The sequence below is a fragment of the Ensifer sp. ENS03 genome, assembly GCF_014852035.1.
Taxonomy (GTDB): domain Bacteria; phylum Pseudomonadota; class Alphaproteobacteria; order Rhizobiales; family Rhizobiaceae; genus Ensifer; species Ensifer adhaerens.
Window position 1 is genome coordinate 118,706 of the sequence record NZ_JACVAV010000009.1, and the last position, 17,285, is coordinate 135,990.

Annotated in this window: 19 protein-coding genes; 5 read left to right on the forward strand and 14 right to left on the reverse strand. The window is 62.5% G+C overall.

Features of this window, described 5'->3' with window-relative positions; translation table 11 throughout:
- Positions 1-5: 5 nt before the first annotated feature.
- The 6 genes from IB263_RS26125 to IB263_RS26150 form a co-directional block, all read right to left on the reverse strand.
- Positions 6-1,163: a Gfo/Idh/MocA family protein gene (locus IB263_RS26125; protein WP_034799520.1), complete on the reverse strand. Its 1,158-nt coding sequence runs from the start codon at positions 1,161-1,163 to the stop codon at positions 6-8.
- Between the two features lie 241 nt (positions 1,164-1,404).
- The gene (locus IB263_RS26130) at positions 1,405-2,217 is read right to left on the reverse strand and encodes a pirin family protein (protein WP_060601434.1); all 813 of its coding nucleotides are present in this window, start codon (positions 2,215-2,217) and stop codon (positions 1,405-1,407) included.
- Between the two features lie 79 nt (positions 2,218-2,296).
- Positions 2,297-3,034, reverse strand: coding sequence for an ABC transporter permease (locus tag IB263_RS26135; protein ID WP_192439245.1), 738 nt, complete (start codon positions 3,032-3,034; stop codon positions 2,297-2,299).
- Positions 3,034-3,972, reverse strand: coding sequence for an ABC transporter ATP-binding protein (locus tag IB263_RS26140; protein ID WP_192439246.1), 939 nt, complete (start codon positions 3,970-3,972; stop codon positions 3,034-3,036). The genes IB263_RS26135 and IB263_RS26140 overlap by 1 nt, the downstream gene beginning before the upstream one ends.
- Positions 3,969-5,138: an ABC transporter permease gene (locus IB263_RS26145; RefSeq protein ID WP_060586201.1), complete on the reverse strand. Its 1,170-nt coding sequence runs from the start codon at positions 5,136-5,138 to the stop codon at positions 3,969-3,971. The genes IB263_RS26140 and IB263_RS26145 overlap by 4 nt, the downstream gene beginning before the upstream one ends.
- A gap of 99 nt (positions 5,139-5,237) precedes the next feature.
- A complete protein-coding gene (locus tag IB263_RS26150) occupies positions 5,238-6,149 on the reverse strand; it encodes an ABC transporter substrate-binding protein (protein WP_060586199.1) in 912 nt (303 codons plus the stop codon).
- A 335-nt stretch (positions 6,150-6,484) separates the two neighbouring features.
- Here IB263_RS26150 and IB263_RS26155 point away from each other — a divergent pair, with 335 nt between their 5' ends.
- Entirely contained in the window at positions 6,485-6,952 is a 468-nt protein-coding gene (locus IB263_RS26155) for a membrane protein (RefSeq protein ID WP_034799505.1), read from the forward strand.
- A complete protein-coding gene (locus IB263_RS26160) occupies positions 6,949-8,325 on the forward strand; it encodes an FAD-containing oxidoreductase (protein WP_034799502.1) in 1,377 nt (458 codons plus the stop codon). Before IB263_RS26155 ends, IB263_RS26160 begins: the two co-directional genes overlap by 4 nt.
- Positions 8,326-8,351: 26 nt before the next feature.
- On the opposite strand, the gene IB263_RS26165 is transcribed toward IB263_RS26160, so the two are convergent.
- The 8 genes from IB263_RS26165 to IB263_RS26200 all read right to left on the reverse strand — a co-directional run bounded on the left by IB263_RS26165 (position 8,352) and on the right by IB263_RS26200 (position 15,609).
- Positions 8,352-9,503: a M20 aminoacylase family protein gene (locus tag IB263_RS26165; RefSeq protein WP_060586197.1), complete on the reverse strand. Its 1,152-nt coding sequence runs from the start codon at positions 9,501-9,503 to the stop codon at positions 8,352-8,354.
- A 10-nt stretch (positions 9,504-9,513) separates the two neighbouring features.
- Positions 9,514-10,278 carry an ABC transporter ATP-binding protein gene (locus tag IB263_RS26170; protein ID WP_090426603.1) on the reverse strand — a complete coding sequence of 255 codons (765 nt, stop codon included), beginning with the start codon at positions 10,276-10,278 and terminating at the stop codon, positions 9,514-9,516.
- A 36-nt stretch (positions 10,279-10,314) separates the two neighbouring features.
- Positions 10,315-11,016 carry an ABC transporter permease gene (locus tag IB263_RS26175; RefSeq protein WP_060586196.1) on the reverse strand — a complete coding sequence of 234 codons (702 nt, stop codon included), beginning with the start codon at positions 11,014-11,016 and terminating at the stop codon, positions 10,315-10,317.
- Entirely contained in the window at positions 11,016-11,729 is a 714-nt protein-coding gene (locus tag IB263_RS26180; protein WP_034799489.1) for an ABC transporter permease, read from the reverse strand. Before IB263_RS26180 ends, IB263_RS26175 begins: the two co-directional genes overlap by 1 nt.
- Positions 11,730-11,889: 160 nt before the next feature.
- Entirely contained in the window at positions 11,890-12,690 is an 801-nt protein-coding gene (locus IB263_RS26185; RefSeq protein WP_034799485.1) for a transporter substrate-binding domain-containing protein, read from the reverse strand.
- 28 nt (positions 12,691-12,718) lie between these two features.
- On the reverse strand, positions 12,719-13,522 hold the full coding sequence (locus IB263_RS26190; RefSeq protein WP_034799482.1) for a dimethylarginine dimethylaminohydrolase family protein: 804 nt from the start codon (positions 13,520-13,522) through the stop codon (positions 12,719-12,721).
- 31 nt (positions 13,523-13,553) lie between these two features.
- Positions 13,554-14,525: a citrulline utilization hydrolase CtlX gene (gene ctlX, locus IB263_RS26195; RefSeq protein WP_034799479.1), complete on the reverse strand. Its 972-nt coding sequence runs from the start codon at positions 14,523-14,525 to the stop codon at positions 13,554-13,556.
- 1 nt (position 14,526) lies between these two features.
- On the reverse strand, positions 14,527-15,609 hold the full coding sequence (locus IB263_RS26200; protein WP_060530301.1) for an ornithine cyclodeaminase: 1,083 nt from the start codon (positions 15,607-15,609) through the stop codon (positions 14,527-14,529).
- A gap of 92 nt (positions 15,610-15,701) precedes the next feature.
- On the opposite strand from IB263_RS26200, the gene IB263_RS26205 reads away from it, so the two are divergent.
- Genes IB263_RS26205 through IB263_RS26215 form a run of 3 tightly spaced genes read left to right on the forward strand, consistent with a single transcriptional unit; the run spans position 15,702 to position 17,242 of the window.
- Positions 15,702-16,127 carry an Lrp/AsnC family transcriptional regulator gene (locus IB263_RS26205; protein WP_034799473.1) on the forward strand — a complete coding sequence of 142 codons (426 nt, stop codon included), beginning with the start codon at positions 15,702-15,704 and terminating at the stop codon, positions 16,125-16,127.
- Positions 16,128-16,179: 52 nt separating this feature from the next.
- Complete coding sequence (locus IB263_RS26210) at positions 16,180-16,701, forward strand: hypothetical protein (RefSeq protein ID WP_034799759.1); 522 nt, start codon at positions 16,180-16,182, stop codon at positions 16,699-16,701.
- A gap of 28 nt (positions 16,702-16,729) precedes the next feature.
- A complete protein-coding gene (locus IB263_RS26215) occupies positions 16,730-17,242 on the forward strand; it encodes a GNAT family N-acetyltransferase (protein ID WP_192439247.1) in 513 nt (170 codons plus the stop codon).
- Positions 17,243-17,285: the final 43 nt, after the last annotated feature.

A 17,285-nucleotide genomic window follows, 5' to 3' on the forward strand; every position in this document is an offset into this window, starting at 1 on the left:
TCCCCTTACGCCGCGCGGGAATGCAGGGCTTCGTCGAAACGGTCCCATATGGGCCGAAGGTCTATGACGCTCTTCTTGCGCCGAGCCTCGTCCATGGAGAGCGCCAGAATGCCGGCTTCCAGCGCATCGCGCGTCGAAACCGGCAGAGGTCGGCCGTCGCGGACGTGGCCGATGATGTCGGTTGCCATCTGCTCGTCGGCACCATAGTGCTGCGACAGTTCGGTGGCCTTGTACTTGTTCTCGATGACCTTCTTGCCGGTCAGCATCTCGTGCACGTCGAAGTAACCGCGGATGAAATCGCCCTCGGCCATGCCGCGCGAGCCCATGATGCAGAAGCGGCGGAACTGATCCGGCACGTTGAGATTGGTGTGGAAGTTCATGCCGACGCCGTTGGCGTATTCGACGATCGCCACCTGGTAGTCGATGATGTCGCCGTCGCTGTCGAAGACCTTGTCGGACCCCATCCAGCCGCTCGGCTTGCGATGGAAGAGTTCGAGGTCGTTGATGCCTTCGCGGGCCGGGTCGTTGGCAGGGATGAAGCTCTTGCGGCCGCCGAAGCTTGCGACGCGTTCCGGCCGGGCTCCGACGACGCCATTGTAGAGGTCGAGGTCGTGGCAGCATTTCTCCAGCATAAAGCTGCCGGAATAGCGCTCGTAGCGGCGCCAGTCGCGCATGAAGAAGGCGCCATGGTAGGGCTCGATGTGCTCGGAAGCCTCGATCGAGACCACCTGCCCTAGCTTGCCTTCGGCAAGCGCCTGGCGGAGGTCGCGGTACATCGGCGCGTAGCGCAGCACGAGACCGACCATCAGCCGCTCATGGCCAAACTTCGCCATCAGCGCTGCGAGTTCCAGGCTTTCCTGGATCGTGGTGACGATCGGTTTTTCGCTGAAGACCTTCAGGCCGGCTTCAAGGCCGATCCGGATGTGGTCGAGGTGCATGTGGTTGGGCGAGCCGATCATCAGGAGATCGAGCTTCTCGTTGGCGATCAGTTCTTCGGGCGTCGCGTAGGCCTTGCCAGGCGAGATGCCTTTTTCGGTGAGCGTGGCCAGACCGGCCGGGTTCGGATCGACGTATCCGGCGATTTCGAAGCTCTCGTCCATGGCCTTGAAGACATAGCCGAGATAACCCAAACGGAATCCGAGTCCGATGATGCCAACTTTCATGCTCGTCCTGTTCCCCTGCCTTTTGGCGTAATTTATTTTCGCAGACTGGGACAGTTTTTTCAGGCCGTCAACTCAAATCCGCATATTTTGTAAAATTGTGAAATTCATTTTCATACCTCAGGCAAATGCCGACAAAGCAGGCATTCTACAGACAACCAAGAAGGGTGCACGCATCGCAACTCTACGGCAGGAGGAAAGCGGTCCAGACCACTGCACGTTGCGTGAGGGGTCGCTGATCCACTTAGCTCCTCCGTCGGAGACGATCGCGCAAGCGTAGCAGTGTCAGCAAGGTCCGCGCCAGAACGGGTGACGGGATCTTGGGATGATCGCCGACCGTCCCCTTGCGCGCTGCCGGCGCCCGCGGATCGATCAGGAACGCGACGATCAGCGCGTTGCCGATGCCGACGAGGTCCAATGGTCCGTCCGACTGGTGGAGCCCCTGATCTCCCTCGTCAAACCGGACGCCCCCGACTTCCACCGAACCGGAGAACACATAGAAGTAAAGGTGCCTCCCCTCCTTCCGGGGAAACGCCACCTTTGCCGTCGCCTCGAGCCTGAGATCGAAGAAATCGATGGCGTTGCGGAAGTAGAATGGCGCTCCCTCCCCCTCGGCCCCAACGAGATGCCGCCAGCAATTGAGGGGCGCCGGCTCGATCGGACCGTACTGAATGTTTGGCGGGAGATCGACGCTATGGGGGCGCACGAGAATTTGCAGCATGCGCAGCGGAGGATCACCAGACAAGGTTTCCTCCGAATGCCAGAAGCTTTGCCCGGCGTTCATCACCATCAGATGCGCGCGATCGGTGACCAGTCTGCCGGTCGCCCGGTCGTCGTGGCGCATGACCCCTTCCGGCACCCATGACAGGATCTCGTCGTTCCTGTGCTCGTGCATGGCGACCAGCCTGCCAGGATCCAATATCGTTTCAGCGACCATCGCGAGCGGTCCGTAGCCATGGTCGCGCGGCCATGGCAACAGCCAGCCGGGCATGTTGAGCCTGACCTTGAATCCACCCATGTCCCTGACAATAGGACTTTTGGCGCCGCGGTAGAGCATCGGCCATCCTAACACGGGGAACGGCAGTTTGCTGAGACAGCCGGCCGATTGCCCGGTTGCGCATCTCCACCGCCTGCGCCTAGCGCCCCATCCGCGCGGCAAGCTTCCGCTCCGCCGCCTGCAACCCATCGTGCAAAAGCACCGCAAGCGTTGCGACGATCAGGCCGCCCTGGACGACGAAGGAAAGGTTGTTCGATTGCAGCCCGGCGATGATTACTTCGCCGAGTGTTTTTGCGGCGACCGTCGATCCGATCGTGGCGGTTGCCAGGCTGATGACGACCGAAAGCCGGATACCCGCCAGGATCACCGGCATCGCCAGCGGCAACTCCATCTTGAGAAGCCGCTGGCCGCTGGTCATGCCGGCGCCGCGCGCCGCCTCCATGACGGAGGAAGGCAAGGTCGTCAGCCCCGTCAGCGCATTCTCGAAAATCGGCAGCAGGCCATAGAGAAAAAGCGCGATCAGCGTCGGCTTTTCGCCGAAACCGAAGATCGGAACAGCGAGCGCAAGAACCGCGACGGGCGGAAAGGTCTGACCGATATTCACCAGGCTGCGCGACAGCGGCAGGAATTCTGCTCCGGACGTGCGCGTGACGAGAATGGCAAGCGCAAGCGCAACCAGCGCGGCCGCTGCCACCGCCAGCGCCACCGTGCGCAGATGCAAGAACGTCAGCTGCAGCAGGCTTCCCTGGTTGTAGATGACGGGGGCGTTGTCCTGCACCAGCGGCCGCAGCAGCGGCTCGAACCAATGGGGCTGCAGCAGGAACGCGACGAGAACCAGGAAAACCGCGATGCGAATGAGAGTGGCGAGCTTCGGCATCAGGCTGGACCGGCCGCGCGTTTGGCCAACCCCTCCAGGCTGACCCTGCCGATTACGGCGCCGTCGGGACCTGCCACCGGCAACGCATCTCGTCCGGACCAGAGGAGTTCGGCCAGGGCTTCCCTTTGGCTGGCATCGCTCGATATCGGCGCGCCTTCGGCGGCCCCGGGCTCAACCGCGCTCGAGACCGGCGCGATCGCGAGCAGGCGGTAGGGCCGTTCGCCCGTCCCGATCAGGCTTTCGACGAAGGGCGTGGCCGGTTTCAGCAGCATTTCGGCGGGGGTCGCGTACTGCACCACTTTGCCCTTGTCCATGACGGCAATGCGATCGGCGAGGTGAAAGGCCTCTTCCATATCGTGGGTGACGAGAATGATCGTCGTCTGGAAGTGTTTCTGGATGGCAAGCAGGTCGTCCTGCGCCTTGGCGCGGATGATCGGATCGAGCGCCCCGAAGGGCTCGTCCATCAAGAGCACCTTCGGCTCGGCGGCAAGCGCCCGGGCAACGCCCACGCGCTGCTGCTGGCCGCCGGAAAGCTCGTGTGGGAAGCGTGGACCGAAATCTGCGGGATCGAGTTGGAAAAGGCGCAGGAGTTCTTCCACCTTCGCATCGATGCGCGCCCGTTCCCATCCGAGCAAGGTCGGCACGGTCGCGATGTTCTGGGCGACGGTGCAATGGGGAAACAGACCGTGCCCCTGGATTGCGTAGCCGATCCGCCGGCGCAACTCATAACCGGGCAGCGAACGATTGTCCTCGCCATCGAGACGGATCGCGCCCGAGGTCGGCTCAACCAGCCGGTTGACCATGCGCAAGAGCGTGGTCTTGCCGGAGCCGGAGGTGCCGACGACGACGGTGACGGTGCGCGGCGCGATCGTCAGGCTGACGTCGTCGACAACGGTGCTTTCGCCATATCGCTTGGTGATGTTCTCGATCTCGATCATGCGGCCTCTGCCTGCCTGGTGTTGGGTGTGGCCATCTCGATCACCGCGTCGAGCACGATCGCCGCGGCGAACGCCAGCACGACCGTCGGGACGGCGCCGAGCAGCACGAGGTCCATCGCGGTCTGACCGACGCCCTGAAAGACGAAGACGCCGAAGCCGCCGCCGCCGATCAACGCGGCAATGGTCGCAAGGCCGATATTCTGGACGAGCACGATGCGGATGCCGGTGAGGATCACCGGGAAGGCCAGCGGAAATTCGATGCCGACCAGCCGCTGCCAATCGGTCATGCCGATGCCACGCGCGGCATCATTCGCGTCCCGCGGAACGCCTGCCAGACCGACGACGGTGTTGGCGACGACAGGCAGCAGCGAATAGAGAAAGAGCGCAACAAAGGCCGGGGCAACACCGATGCCACGAATGCCGATGGCAGCCGCACCCGGCACATGGAGGGCGATCCAGCCGAGCGGCGCGATGAGAATGCCGAAGAGCGCAATCGACGGGATCGTCTGGATCGCGTTCAGGACGCCGAGCAACCCATCGCGCAGCCGCGTGACGCGGTGGCAGAGGATGCCGAGCGGGATGCCGACGAGGGTCGCAGCCACGAGCGAACCGAGCGCCAGGGTCACATGCTTGCGGCCCTCCGCCCAAAACGTGTCCACCCGGCTTGCATATTCCTTGAGAATCGACAGGCCGTCCCAGGCGCCGGCGAGAAGGATGGCCGAAGCAAAGGCCAGCACGACGGCGAGAACGACGATGCGCACGAAGGGCGCCGGGCGCAGTCGCGTCAAGGCGTCGGCAGCGAGCAGCCCGAAGGCAAAGAGCATGATCCAGAAGCCCGAAGCCGGCGAGACGCGGGCATAGGTGTTGGCTTCGGGTGTCAGATGCGTGGCGGCAACGCCGATGCCGAGCGCCAGCGCGGCGAGCGCGACAAAGGCGGCAGCGAGACGCAGGTAAGCGGGCGATCGGACCAGCGCGACGATGACCGCGCAGACCACGATGCCCAGCAGCACGGCACTCCACCCCGCAGGCAGGGCGTCGGCCACCGACTTGACCTCACCGGCGACGATACGGTTGGCACGAAACGTTGCAAAAGGCGCTATGAAGGCGCCGCCGAGCGCCAGGGCCGCAATGATCGCTCCGAGCTTGTCAAAGCGGAGTGCTTTCAAACCACATTCCCTCCCCGCCTGTGCCGGCGCATCTCCGGCACCTGCAGGCCTATCCCCGGAACGCCAGCCATCCGACCAGCGTCCCGGATCTCCGTCAACTTATTTCAGAAAGCCGTTCTTCTTCAGGAAGTCCTCGGCGACCGCCTTGGCCGGTTCGCCGCCGACCTGCACGCGACCGTTCAGGTCTTGCAGCGTCACCAGGTCCAGTTTCTCGAACACGGGCTTCAAGAGTTCCTCGATCTGCGGGTTTTCCTTGAGCACCGCTTCGCGAATGATCGGGGCCGGCTGATAGACGGGCTGGACGGCCTTGTCGTCTTCCAGGACCACGAGGCCGGACGGGGCGATGCCGCCGTCGGTGCCATAGACCATGGCTGCGTTCGCACCGTTCGTCTGGTTTGCCGCGGCCGCGATCGTCGCCGCGGTATCACCGCCGGAAAGCGTGATCAGTTGGTCCTGCTTCAAGGTGAAGCCGTAGGTGGTTTGGAACGCCGGCAGTGCGGCGGCCGAATTCACGAATTCCGACGACGCCGCCAGCACGACCTTGCCGCCGCCAGCGATGTACTTGCCGAAATCGCTCAGCGTCTTCAGCTTGTTTTCGTCAGCGACTTCCTTGCGCAGGCCGATCGCCCAGGTGTTGTTGGCCGGCGATGGCGTCAGCCAGACGATCTTGTTGACATCGTAGTCTAGCTTCTTGGCCGTCTGGTAACCCTTGGCAGCATCCTTCCAGACCGGATCGTCGGCCTTTTCGAAGAAGAAGGCGGCGTTGCCCGTATATTCCGGATAGATGTCGATCTCGCCGGCGGTGATCGCCTTGCGTACGACCGGCGTCGCCCCAAGCTGGACGCGATCGACCGTCTTGATGTTGTTGGCGTTGAGCACGGCAAGGATGATGTTGCCAAGCACCCCGCCCTCCGTGTCGATCTTCGAGGATACGACCACATCGGCGCTCGCCGCCGCGGCAGTCAAGGTCAAGGCAAGGGCAGTTCCGATAAGCAGTCTGGTCAGGCGCATAGGTTTCTCCTCGGATTTCGATGCGCAAGTTTGATCACGGAACGTCCGCTCCGTCGGGGCAAGCCATTCCATATATGTCAGCCCCCGGCAAAAAATAGGGTTGCATCCAGAGACTGTGGCAGGCGAATATTTTCCTACATTGATAAACACGATCGAAAGCATAGACTACCGTTTATGGCGGTAGCTGATTGGGCGTTGCAATCGCCGGCGTTGTCGGCCACTCTGATCGCGGCCCGCCAGAAACATCCGCTTTCACTCTTGGTTGCGATGCCGCTCGACCCGAACCGCTTGGGGGCTGGTGGCTTGGGTTCGCCCGGCGAACGTTCGGGGACACGATGTCGATCTATTTTCTGACGCTCATTATCGGCGTGGTCGCTGGCCTGCGCACCATGACCGCACCCGCCGCCGTCAGTATTGGCGCAGCCGCGGGATGGCTGCCGCTCAGCGGTACCTGGGCGGCCTTCATGGGCTTTCGCTTCACACCTTACATCTTCGGCCTCCTGGCCCTAGTTGAGTTCGTCACCGACCAATTGCCGAGCACACCGAGCCGAAAGGTGCCGCAACAGTTCGGCGCCCGCATCGTCAGCGGCGCGTTCTGCGGGGCCGCGCTCGGATTGACCGGACATGCTATGCTCCAAGGATTGGTCGCCGGCGTCATCGGTGCCGTCATCGGCACGCTCGGCGGCTATGAAGCCCGCAAGCGCCTCGTCGCGGCCATCGGCGGCAAGGACCTGCCGATCGCCCTTCTCGAGGATGCTGTTGCCGTTCTCCTCGCACTCTGGGTGGTGTCCTCGGTCTCATGACGAAACATTTCGACGCAATCATCATCGGTGCCGGCCAGGCCGGCCCATCGCTTGCCGGCCGGCTGACGGCAGCGGGCAAAACCGTCGCGCTGATCGAGCGCAAGCACTTCGGCGGCACCTGCGTCAACACCGGCTGCATGCCGACCAAGGCGATGGTCGCGAGCGCCTATGCCGCGCATCTGGCGCGACGGGGCGCGGACTATGGCGTGACGACCGGTCCCATCACCATCGACTTTACCCGCGTCATGGCGCGCAAGGACACGGTGCGGTTCACGTCCCGGGGAAACATCGAAAACTGGCTGAAAGGCATGGAGAACTGCACAGTCTTCGAAGGCCATGCGCGCTTCGAAAGCCCGCATGAGATCCGAGTCGGCGCCGCGCTGCTCTCGGCCGACCAGATCTTTCTGAATGTCGGCGGACGCGCCGCAACCCCGGATTTCCCTGGTGTCGCGGAGGTGCCCTATCTCACCAACGTCTCGATCATGGATCTCGACACCCTGCCCCGCCACCTGATCGTCGTCGGCGGCAGCTATATCGGACTCGAGTTTGCGCAGATGTTCCGTCGCTTCGGCTCCGAGGTCACCGTAATCGAGAAGGGGCCGCGGCTAATCGGCCGGGAGGATGCGGACGTTTCAGACGCCATTCTCGCGATCCTCGAAAAAGAGGGCATCCAGTTTCGCCTCAATGCCGAATGCATCCGCTTTGCCAGGAGCGGCGACGATGTCGTCGCCGGCGTGGATTGCACGGCGGGCGCACCCGAGATCGTCGGCTCTCACCTGCTGCTGGCAACCGGCCGCCGGCCGAACACGGACGACCTCGATCTCGGCCGGAGCGGCGTCAAGACTGACGCCCGCGGCTATGTTGAAGTCGACGAGACGCTTAAGACCAACGTGCCGCACATCTTCGCGATGGGTGATTGCAACGGTCGCGGCGCCTTCACCCACACGGCCTATAACGACTTCGAGATCATCGCCGCCAATCTGCTCGACGGAGAGGCGCGGAAGGTCAGCGATCGCATTTCAACCTACGGCCTCTTCATCGATCCGCCGCTCGGCCGCGCCGGCATGACCGAGACCGAGGCGCGCAAGTCGGGGCGCAAGCTGCTCATCGGTACGAGGCCGATGACCCGCGTCGGCCGCGCCGTGGAAAAGGGCGAGACTGAAGGCTTCATGAAGGTGATCGTCGACGCCGACAGCAAGGAGATCCTCGGTGCATCGATCCTCGGAACGAGCGGCGACGAGGCAGTGCAGAGCATCCTCGACGTGATGTATGCGGGCAAGCCCTACACGACGATCACGCACGCAGTTCATATCCACCCAACCGTGTCGGAACTGATCCCGACGGTCTTCGGCGACCTGCACCCGGCCACCTGAACGGCCGGGCAATTGATGCCGCGCGCTTAAACGAGCGCTGCGCGTGCGAGCTGGTAGAAATAGGTCGCGCCGCGCTCAAGGATGTCGTCGTTGAAATCGTAGCGGGTTGTGTGCAGCCCGCTGCTGTCGCCATTGCCGATCAGCACATAGGCGCCCGGCACCTTTTCCAGCAGGAAGGAGAAGTCCTCGCTGCCCATCAGCGGCTCGGGCAGTTCGACATAGGCATCCGCGCCGAATGTGTCGGCGATCACCGCACGCGCATCCTCGACCGCCTCAGCATCGTTGATCGTCGCGGGATACCCGACCTGCCAGTCAAAGACGGCTTCGGCGTTGTAGCTTTCCGCCTGCAGGCGGGCGACCTGCTCGACGCGCTCCTGCAACTGCTTGCGGACAACAGGATCCATCGCGCGCATGCTGATTTCCAGCACTGCGGTATCCGGAATGATATTCGAGGCCGAACCCGCCTGGAACGAACCAACCGTCAACACGGACGGCTGGTGCGGCGACACATTGCGCGACACCAGCGTCTGCAGCGCCATCACCACGCTGGAACCGATGACGACCGGATCGACCGTCAGTTCCGGCTGGGCGCCGTGGCCGCCCTTACCCTTGATCGTCAGCGTCAGCACGTCGATCGATGCCGCCATGGCACCGGCGCGGCTGGAGAACTGGCCGACTGGAAGACCCGGCCAGTTGTGAAGCGCATAGACCCGCTCGCAAGGGAAGCGCTCGAAAAGGCCGTCTTCGATCATCAGCTTGCCGCCGCCGAAGTTTTCCTCGGCCGGCTGGAAGATCAGATGAACCGTACCGTTGAAGCTTTCGTCCTTCGACAGCGCCCAGGCAGCCCCGAGCAACATGCTGGTATGACCGTCATGGCCGCAGGCATGCATCGCGCCCGGATGCTTGCTCTGATAGGCAAGACCGGTTTCCTCCTGCATCGGCAGCGCGTCCATGTCGGCGCGAAAGCCGATGGCGCGGTTGCTGTTGCCACGCTTCAGCGTTGCAACGATGCCGGTTGTCGCAAGACCGCGGGTGACCTCGAAGCCCCAGGACTGCAGCAGTTCCGCAACGAACTCGGAGGTCTTCACCTCGGAAAGGCCGATCTCGGGCATTTCGTGCAGCTTGTGGCGGATATCGACGAGTTCGGGCAGGAACTCGGAAAAATTGGTGTCGCGCATCGGGGCCTCCTCAAGCCATCTGCAGGAACTGGCGCAGGCGCGCCGATTGCGGGTCACGCATCATCTGCTGGGGGGCGCCGCGTTCTTCGACCAAACCCTTGTGCAGGAAGATCACTTCGCTGGAGATATCACGGGCGAGTGACATTTCGTGGGTGACCATCACCATGGTGCGGCCCTCTTCGGCAAGCTTCTTGATGACGAGCAGCACCTCGTTGACGAGTTCCGGATCGAGCGCCGAGGTCGGCTCGTCGAAGAGCATCACTTCCGGCTTCATTGCCAACGCGCGGGCGATTGCCGCGCGCTGCTGCTGACCGCCCGAGAGCTGATTGGGATAATGGTCGCGCTTGGGCGTGATGCCGACCTTCTCCATCAGCAGTTCGGCTTCGCCGATCGCATCCTTCTTGGTCATGCCGAGCACGTGGATCGGCCCTTCGATGATGTTTTCGAGAATGGTCTTGTGGGACCAGAGGTTGAAGCTCTGGAACACCATGCCGAGGCGCGTGCGGATATGTTCGAGCTGCCGCTTGTCGGCTGCATGGAACTTGCCGTCCTTGCCCTTGACGGTGCGGATCACCTCGCCCGAGACGGAGATCTCGCCCTCGTCCGGCGTCTCCAGATAGTTGATGCAGCGCAGAAGCGTGCTCTTGCCCGAGCCGCTGCTGCCGATCAGCGAGATGACGTCGCCGGACTTCGCCTCGAAGGAGACGCCTTTCAGCACCTCGACGGACCCGAAGCTCTTGTGAATGTTCTTCACCGAAAGCGCTGATGCGACCATGTTCATTCCTCTCGCGCGCCGTGGCGCGTCTCCTCTTTATGCCTTCGCCGTGCGGTAGCGCGTGAGCCGCTTCTCGACGACGCCCATGATGCGCGTCAGGATGAACACGACGGTGAAATAGATGATGCCGGCGGCAATCAGCGGTTCGAAGATCAGCAGCGACTGGCGCTGCAGCATGCGGGCGGTGCCCATGACCTCAAGAATGGTGATGGTCGAGGCAAGCGACGTCGTCTTCAGCAGGATGATCAGGTCACCCGTCAAAACCGGCAGGCACGAGCGGAACGCCTGCGGCAGGGTGATGCGGCGCAGGACCATCGACGAGCGCATGCCGATCGATTTTGCCGCCTCGATCTGGCCGCGCGGGATCGCCTTGATCGCGCCGCGGATGACCTCGGCATTGTAGGAAGCCTGGTTGAGGCTGAGTGCAAAGATCGCATACCACAGGCCGTCACGCAGATAGGGCCAGAGGAAGCTATGGCGCACCCAGGTGCCGGGTAGGATTTGCCCGAGGCCGTAATAGATCAGGTAGATCTGCACCAGAAGCGGCGTGCCGCGGAAGGCGAAGGTGAAGACATAGGCCGGAACCGAAAGCACGCGGCGACCGGAAAGCCGGGCGAGCGCCACGAGCGTGCCGATGACGAGGCCGAAGACGCCGGCGACCGCCGTCAGAAGCAGCGTGAGCGGTGTCGCCTTGATCAGCGCCGGCAGGAAGCCGACGACGTTGGAGATCGTTTCCATCAGTTGTGCCCCCGATTGAGGCGGCGCTCGATCTGGGCGATCACCAGGACGGAAACGAGCGTAATTGCCAGAAACAGAATGGCCGTCAGCCCGTAGAAGAAGATGTACTGCTTGGTGCCTGCCGCCGCGCGATAGCCCGTGTAGAGCAGCTCGCTGAAGGAGCCGAGCACGCTGATGATGGCGCTTTCCTTGGTGATAGACAGCCAGAGATTGCCCATGCCGGGGACCGCGTGGCGCATCATCTGCGGGAAGATGATGCGGGTGAAGACCTTGCGCCTGTTCATGCCGATCGAAACCGCCGCCTCGATCTGGCCCGGCGGCACGGAGAGGAAGGCCGAGCGCAGCACCTCGGTCATGAAGGCGCCGGAAACAAAGGCGAGCGCGATGATCGCCGCCCAGAACGAGCTGAACTGAAAGGTTTCGGCAACGAGCCCGAAGTGCTTCAACAGCCGCTCGGCACCGCTCGCGACCGAGAAATAGAGAAGCAGGATGACGAGCAACTCAGGCAGCGAGCGCACGACCGTCGTGTAGATATCGGCAAGGAAACGCGGGATCCGGTGCTTCGACAGTTTGCCGGCAGCGCCCAGGAAGCCGAAGAGAACCGCAACCGCATAGGCGACCACGGAGACCTGCAGGGTCATCACCAGGCCCCAGGCGAAATCGTCGCCCCAGCCCTCGCCGCCCCAGGCAAGCAATTGCCAGTAATAGTCCATCCGTCGTTACCTGTTCCCGATTGTCTCGTCAGCCCCTACGCCGCTGCCCGATCGGTGCGGGCAAGGTGGCTGTAGCGGTTGCTGCGATGGTGCCCCGGCGCTGCGGCCGGTTTTGGCGAATGAGGGCGGCGACGCTGGCCGCCGCCCTCCGAAATTCGGTTTACTTCTTGCCGAAGATCCACTTGTCGACGAGCTTCTGCGTCGTGCCGTCCTTTTCGAGCGCGGCAAGGCCGGCATTGACCTTGTCGAGGGTCGCAGCGTCACCCTTGCGGACGGCATAGGCGACGCCTTCGCCGAGCGTGACGTTCTTCGGCACTTCGACCTTGACCTCGTAGTCGGCGCCTTCAGGCGTCTTCAGGAAGGTCTGGATGTAGAGGTCGGGGATGAGCACGTAGTCGACGCGACCGGCGATGAGGTCGGCGACCGAGTTGTCGGCGGTGTCGTAGCTCTTGGCTTCGGCGCCGGTCAGGTACTTGGCGACATAGGCCGACTGCACGCTCGACGTCTGCACGCCGATGATCTTGCCCTCGACGCTTGCCGGGTCGATGATCTTGCCAGAACCGTCGGCGGCGTCGGCCGTCTTGATCTCGCTCGTGTCACCCTTGGAGCCAACGAAGGACGTGCCTTCGGTGTAATAGGGCGTCGAGAAATCGACGACCTGGCGGCGCTCGTCGGTGATCGAGAAGGCGCCGATGATGAAATCGACCTTGTTTTCCTTCAGCGACGGGATGAGACCGTCCCAGGCCATCTGGTTGATGTCGCACTTGACGGCCATCTTCTCGCAGAGCGCGCGGGAGAGATCGGCTTCAAGGCCCTCCCACTCGCCGCCGGCGTTCACCTGGGTGAAGGGCATGTAGGGCTCCGGCGTCATGCCGAGGCGCAGCGTCTCCTCGGCAAACGCGCTGCCGGCAGCCATGGAAAGGGCGATCCCTGCGAACAGGGCGGTCTTCAACGTCTTCATAATGTTCCTCCTCGGGGATTGCGTCGGGTCAGAGCGTGTTGCTGAACCAGCGTAGCGACATGCAGGAAAGACCTGCGTCGATCTTGCCGATCTCCGTCGTCTTCATCGGCACGACCTTGTAGCCGAGCTTGTCGAGCATCTCGATCGTGCGCGGGAAGTCCGAGCCGACCATGACGACGTCGTTGACGCGCAGCGCATTCGCTGCCGGCTCTTCGCCTTCGGGAATGATCACCTGCTTGAAGCGCTCGAAGGCGCCGGACTTGGCGAGGCGCGCGGTCGAAAGCACGGTCTCGTCGTCGAGCAGCGAGCAATCGGTCTTGAAGTGCAGCACGCCTTCAGGCGTGGCGACGATCTCGCTTTTGCGACCGAGCTTGGTCAGGCAGGCCTGAAGTGCTTCGGCGCCAACCTTGTTGGTACGGGCCGAAAGACCGATCATCACGCTTTCGCGGGTGGTCAGAACGTCGCCGCCATCGGCAAAGCCGGTGCCTGGCAGATCGAGAACCGTTTCGAACATGGCGCGAAGCGTCGGCTCGATCTCCGGCGTTTCCTTGACGCGGGTTTCGGCACCCGGACGCAAGAGGATCGCGCCTTCGGTGAAGACCAGCGCCGGATCTTCGACGAAGATCGAGTCCGGGAAGGCTTCGAGCGCCGGCAGCACCGTCACCTTGACGCCCGCGTCCTTCATCGCCGCGATATAGGCATCGTGTTCTGCCTTTACACCTTCGAAGGTGGGGTTGCCGCGGTCATCGGCGCGAAGGCCGTTGACGACCGACTTCGACGGGGTGCGGACGATGATGTTGTTGAACTGGTAGACGGGGCGTGACTGCGACATTTGTAGTACCTTTGGCTTGGATGAGGTGCTTCTATCGATCGGACATGGCGGCGTAAAGCGGTTGCTTGTTCACGTTTTCCCGACGTGACAGGTGAACGCCAGCGAGCATGCAGCGCACGGAGCCGCCCGCGAGCTCGATGGTCGGAACGTCGAAGGCGAGAACACGGGCAGAGACTTCGAGCGCCTTGATCTGGTCGGCGCGGAGCGAGGCGAGCGCGCGAGCCGACATGACCACGACGCGGCCATCGGCACCGTCGAGTTCGATGGCATTGCCGGCGAAGTTCTCGATTTGCTCCAGCGTCAGATCGATGACCTGGCGGCCGGTTTCCTCAAGCCGCAAGCAGATCTCCTGGCGACGGGCGAGATCCGGGATCATGCTCGTGCCGATCAGCGCAAACTCGGTGCCGATGCACATCAGCACGTTGGTGTGGTAGATCGAGTTGCCCTGGCGATCGACCGCGCCGAAGATCATCGGCTCGAAATTGAAGTGGGTGCAGAAGCGTTCTAGCGCCACTTCATTGGTGCGGTTGGAACGTGCGGCATAGGCGACGCGACCGATATGGTCGAGCACCATGGCGCCCGTGCCTTCGAGATAGACGCCGTCCTTTTCAAGGCCGGAGTAATCGATCACGTCCTGAACGCGGTACTCGTTCTTCAGCATCTCGATGATGTCGGAGCGGCGCTCGCTTTGACGGCTTTCCGAATACATCGGATAGATCGCGACATGGCCACCCGAATGGGTCGAGAACCAGTTGTTGGGGAACACCGAGTCCGGCCGCGTCGTCGTCTCGTCTTCGAAGAGATGGACTGCGACGCCGGCGTTCGAAAGCCCGTCGGCCATGCGGCTGACTTCGTCATAGGCGGCCTTGGCGATCGCAGTCGGCTGGCGCGCCGCGTCGGTCGCCTGGAAGGCATTGTCCTTGGCCGTCATCGGGTTGGGGCCGAAGTGGTGCGGGCGGATCATCACGACGCCCTTCGGCGCCTGTACGGACAGTCTCTTCATGTTATGCGGCACTCCGCTCGGCAGGGACCGCCGGCTGCTGCCGGAACAGGCCGTAGAGATCGCGCGGATGGTCCGGCTGGGTCGTCAGGTCGAGCTCGGTGTAGAATGCGGTACCCTGGATCTTGTCGCGCAGGAAGCGCAGGGCCGAGAAGTCTTCGGTAGCAAAACCGACGGAATCGAAGATGGTGATCTGGGCGCTCGAGCGACGGCCTTCGGCCTCGCCGGCAATCACCTGCCAGAGTTCGGTGACCGGGAAGTCCGGCGCCATCTGCTGGATCTCGCCCTCGATGCGGGTCTGTTCCGGATATTCGACGAAGACGTCGGCGCGGCGCAGGATGTCCCCCTGCAACTCCGTCTTGCCGGGGCAATCGCCGCCAACGGCGTTGATGTGAACGCCGGCGCCCACCATGTTGTCGGAGAGGATCGTGGCATTGCGCTTGTCGGCCGTGACGGTCGTGATGATGTCCGCGCCAGCAACCGCTTCTTCCGCCGTGGTTGCGACGACGATGTCGAAGTCCATATCCGAGAGGTTGTTGCAGAACTTGGCGGCGGCTTCCGCATCGATATCGAAGACCTGAAGGCGCTTGACGCCAAGAAGGGCGCGGAAGGCGAGCGCCTGGAATTCGGACTGGGCGCCGAGACCGATGATCGCCATCGAGCGGGCATCAGGACGTGCGAGGTACTTCGCGGCAAGCGCCGATGTCGCCGCCGTGCGCAGTCCCGTCATGATCGTCATTTCGGAAACGAGACAGGGGTAGCCGGTGCTGACGTCGGAAAGAACGCCGAAGGCGGTCACCGTCTGCAGGCCGACATTGGGGTTCTTCGGATGGCCGTTGACGTATTTGAAGCCGTAGTGCTCGCCGTCCGAGGTCGGCATCAACTCGATGACGCCGGTCTTCGAGTGGCTGGCCAGCCGCGGAGTTTTTTCGAAAACGTTCCACCGGCGGAAATCGTCTTCGATGTATTCCGCAAGACCCACAAGAAACGTCTCAATGCCGATCGATTTGACCAGCTCGATTACGTTGCCGACACCGACATACTGAACCACGTTTAAAACTCCATCGGAGAAATTCGATGAAGTCAGCCTAGGCTTGCAAGAAGTGAGTTGAAATTTTAAACCTGCGCAAAATTACAGGACATATTGAGCAATTTGCGCAATCGTAATATACACCTTTCATGCATATCTTCGATGACCTCGACCACCAGCTCATCTCGCTCCTGCGAGAAGACGGGCGCGCGCCCTACTCCAAGATCGCTGCGGTGCTCGGCATATCGAGGGCGACCGTGCAGACTCGCATCGACCGGCTGCTCGAAAGCGGCGCGGTCCTGGGCTTCACGCTGCGCGTGCGGCAGGATTATGACGATCGCGCCATCCGTGCGATCATGATGATCGAGGTGAGCGGCCGAAACACCACCAAGGTGATCAAATACCTGCGCGGCCTGCCGGAACTTTATGCCCTGCACACCACCAACGGCGGTTGGGACCTGGTCGCCGAAATCCGCGCCAACAGCCTCAGCGATTTCGACCGCATCCTGCGCGAAGTGCGCGACGTCGAGGGCGTGTCGAACAGCGAAACGAGCATTCTGCTCAGCACCGTCTGACGCTCCTACCCATCATCTGCGCAGCTCGCGCACGACCAAGACAGGCATGACCATGAGCCATATCCCCCAGATCGACTACGACACCGCCTCGGATGAAATCCGCGCCGCCCACGACGAGGAGGTGCGCGTGCGTGGCCGCATGACCAACATGAAGCGCACGCTTTTACATTCGCCGGTCGCGCACCGGATCTATGCGGAATGGTTCACGCTCCGCGAGGAACTACGCCCTACCCTCGACGACAGGGCGATCTGGTTCCTCTCCCATTCCATTTCGGAGGCCATGAAATCCCCAATCGCCATGGGCTTCTTTCGTCGCGCCTTCGCCAATGCCGGCATCGATTTTCACACGGACGTGCCGAGCGAAGACGAACAGCGCCTGATCGCGTTCGGCCGCGCCATCGTCGCCGACAGCAATGCCGTTACGGAGGAAATCTGGGTTGGCCTCAAGGCACGCTACGACGCCAAGGCGCTGGTCGACCTCGTCGCTTTCTCCGGTATCATGGTGGCGACGGCGCTTTTCAACAATGTCGTCGAAGTGGAGTTCGACAAGGAACTGGAACCCTTCGTCGATTGAGACAGTGAAGAGCAGCGTGACAAACGATATGACAATCAGGCGCGCGACCGTCGCGGATGCGTCAAGCCTTGCGGCGATCAGCCTGGAAGTCTGGCTGAACACGTATATCAGGGATGGCGTCAACGCATTCTTTGCCGATTATGCGCTGCAGCACTTTACCACCGCGCGCTTCGAAGAAATTCTGGGCGACCGCAACGAGACCGTCTGGGTTTCGCAGAACGTTGTCGGTATCGACGGCTTCTTGCGCATGTCCGCGAATTCGCCGGCACCGGTCGATATCGCCTCCGACCTGGAAATCACGACGCTCTATGTCCAGCCCCGTCACCATGGTCGCGGCCTCGGCAAGGCGCTCCTGAAGACCGGCCTGCAATTCTGCCTGGACACGGGCCAGCCAGGCACCTGGCTGGCGGTGAACGCCGAAAACGAAAAAGCCACGGCCTTCTACCTCGCGAGTGGCTTTGAGATGGCGGGACAAACCCATTTCACGATCGGCGACAAGGCTTACCCCAACCACGTTCTTCAGTTTCGCTTGGACCGCTGATCGCTTCGAACAGCGCCTTCACACCAAGAAACGGTTGACGTCG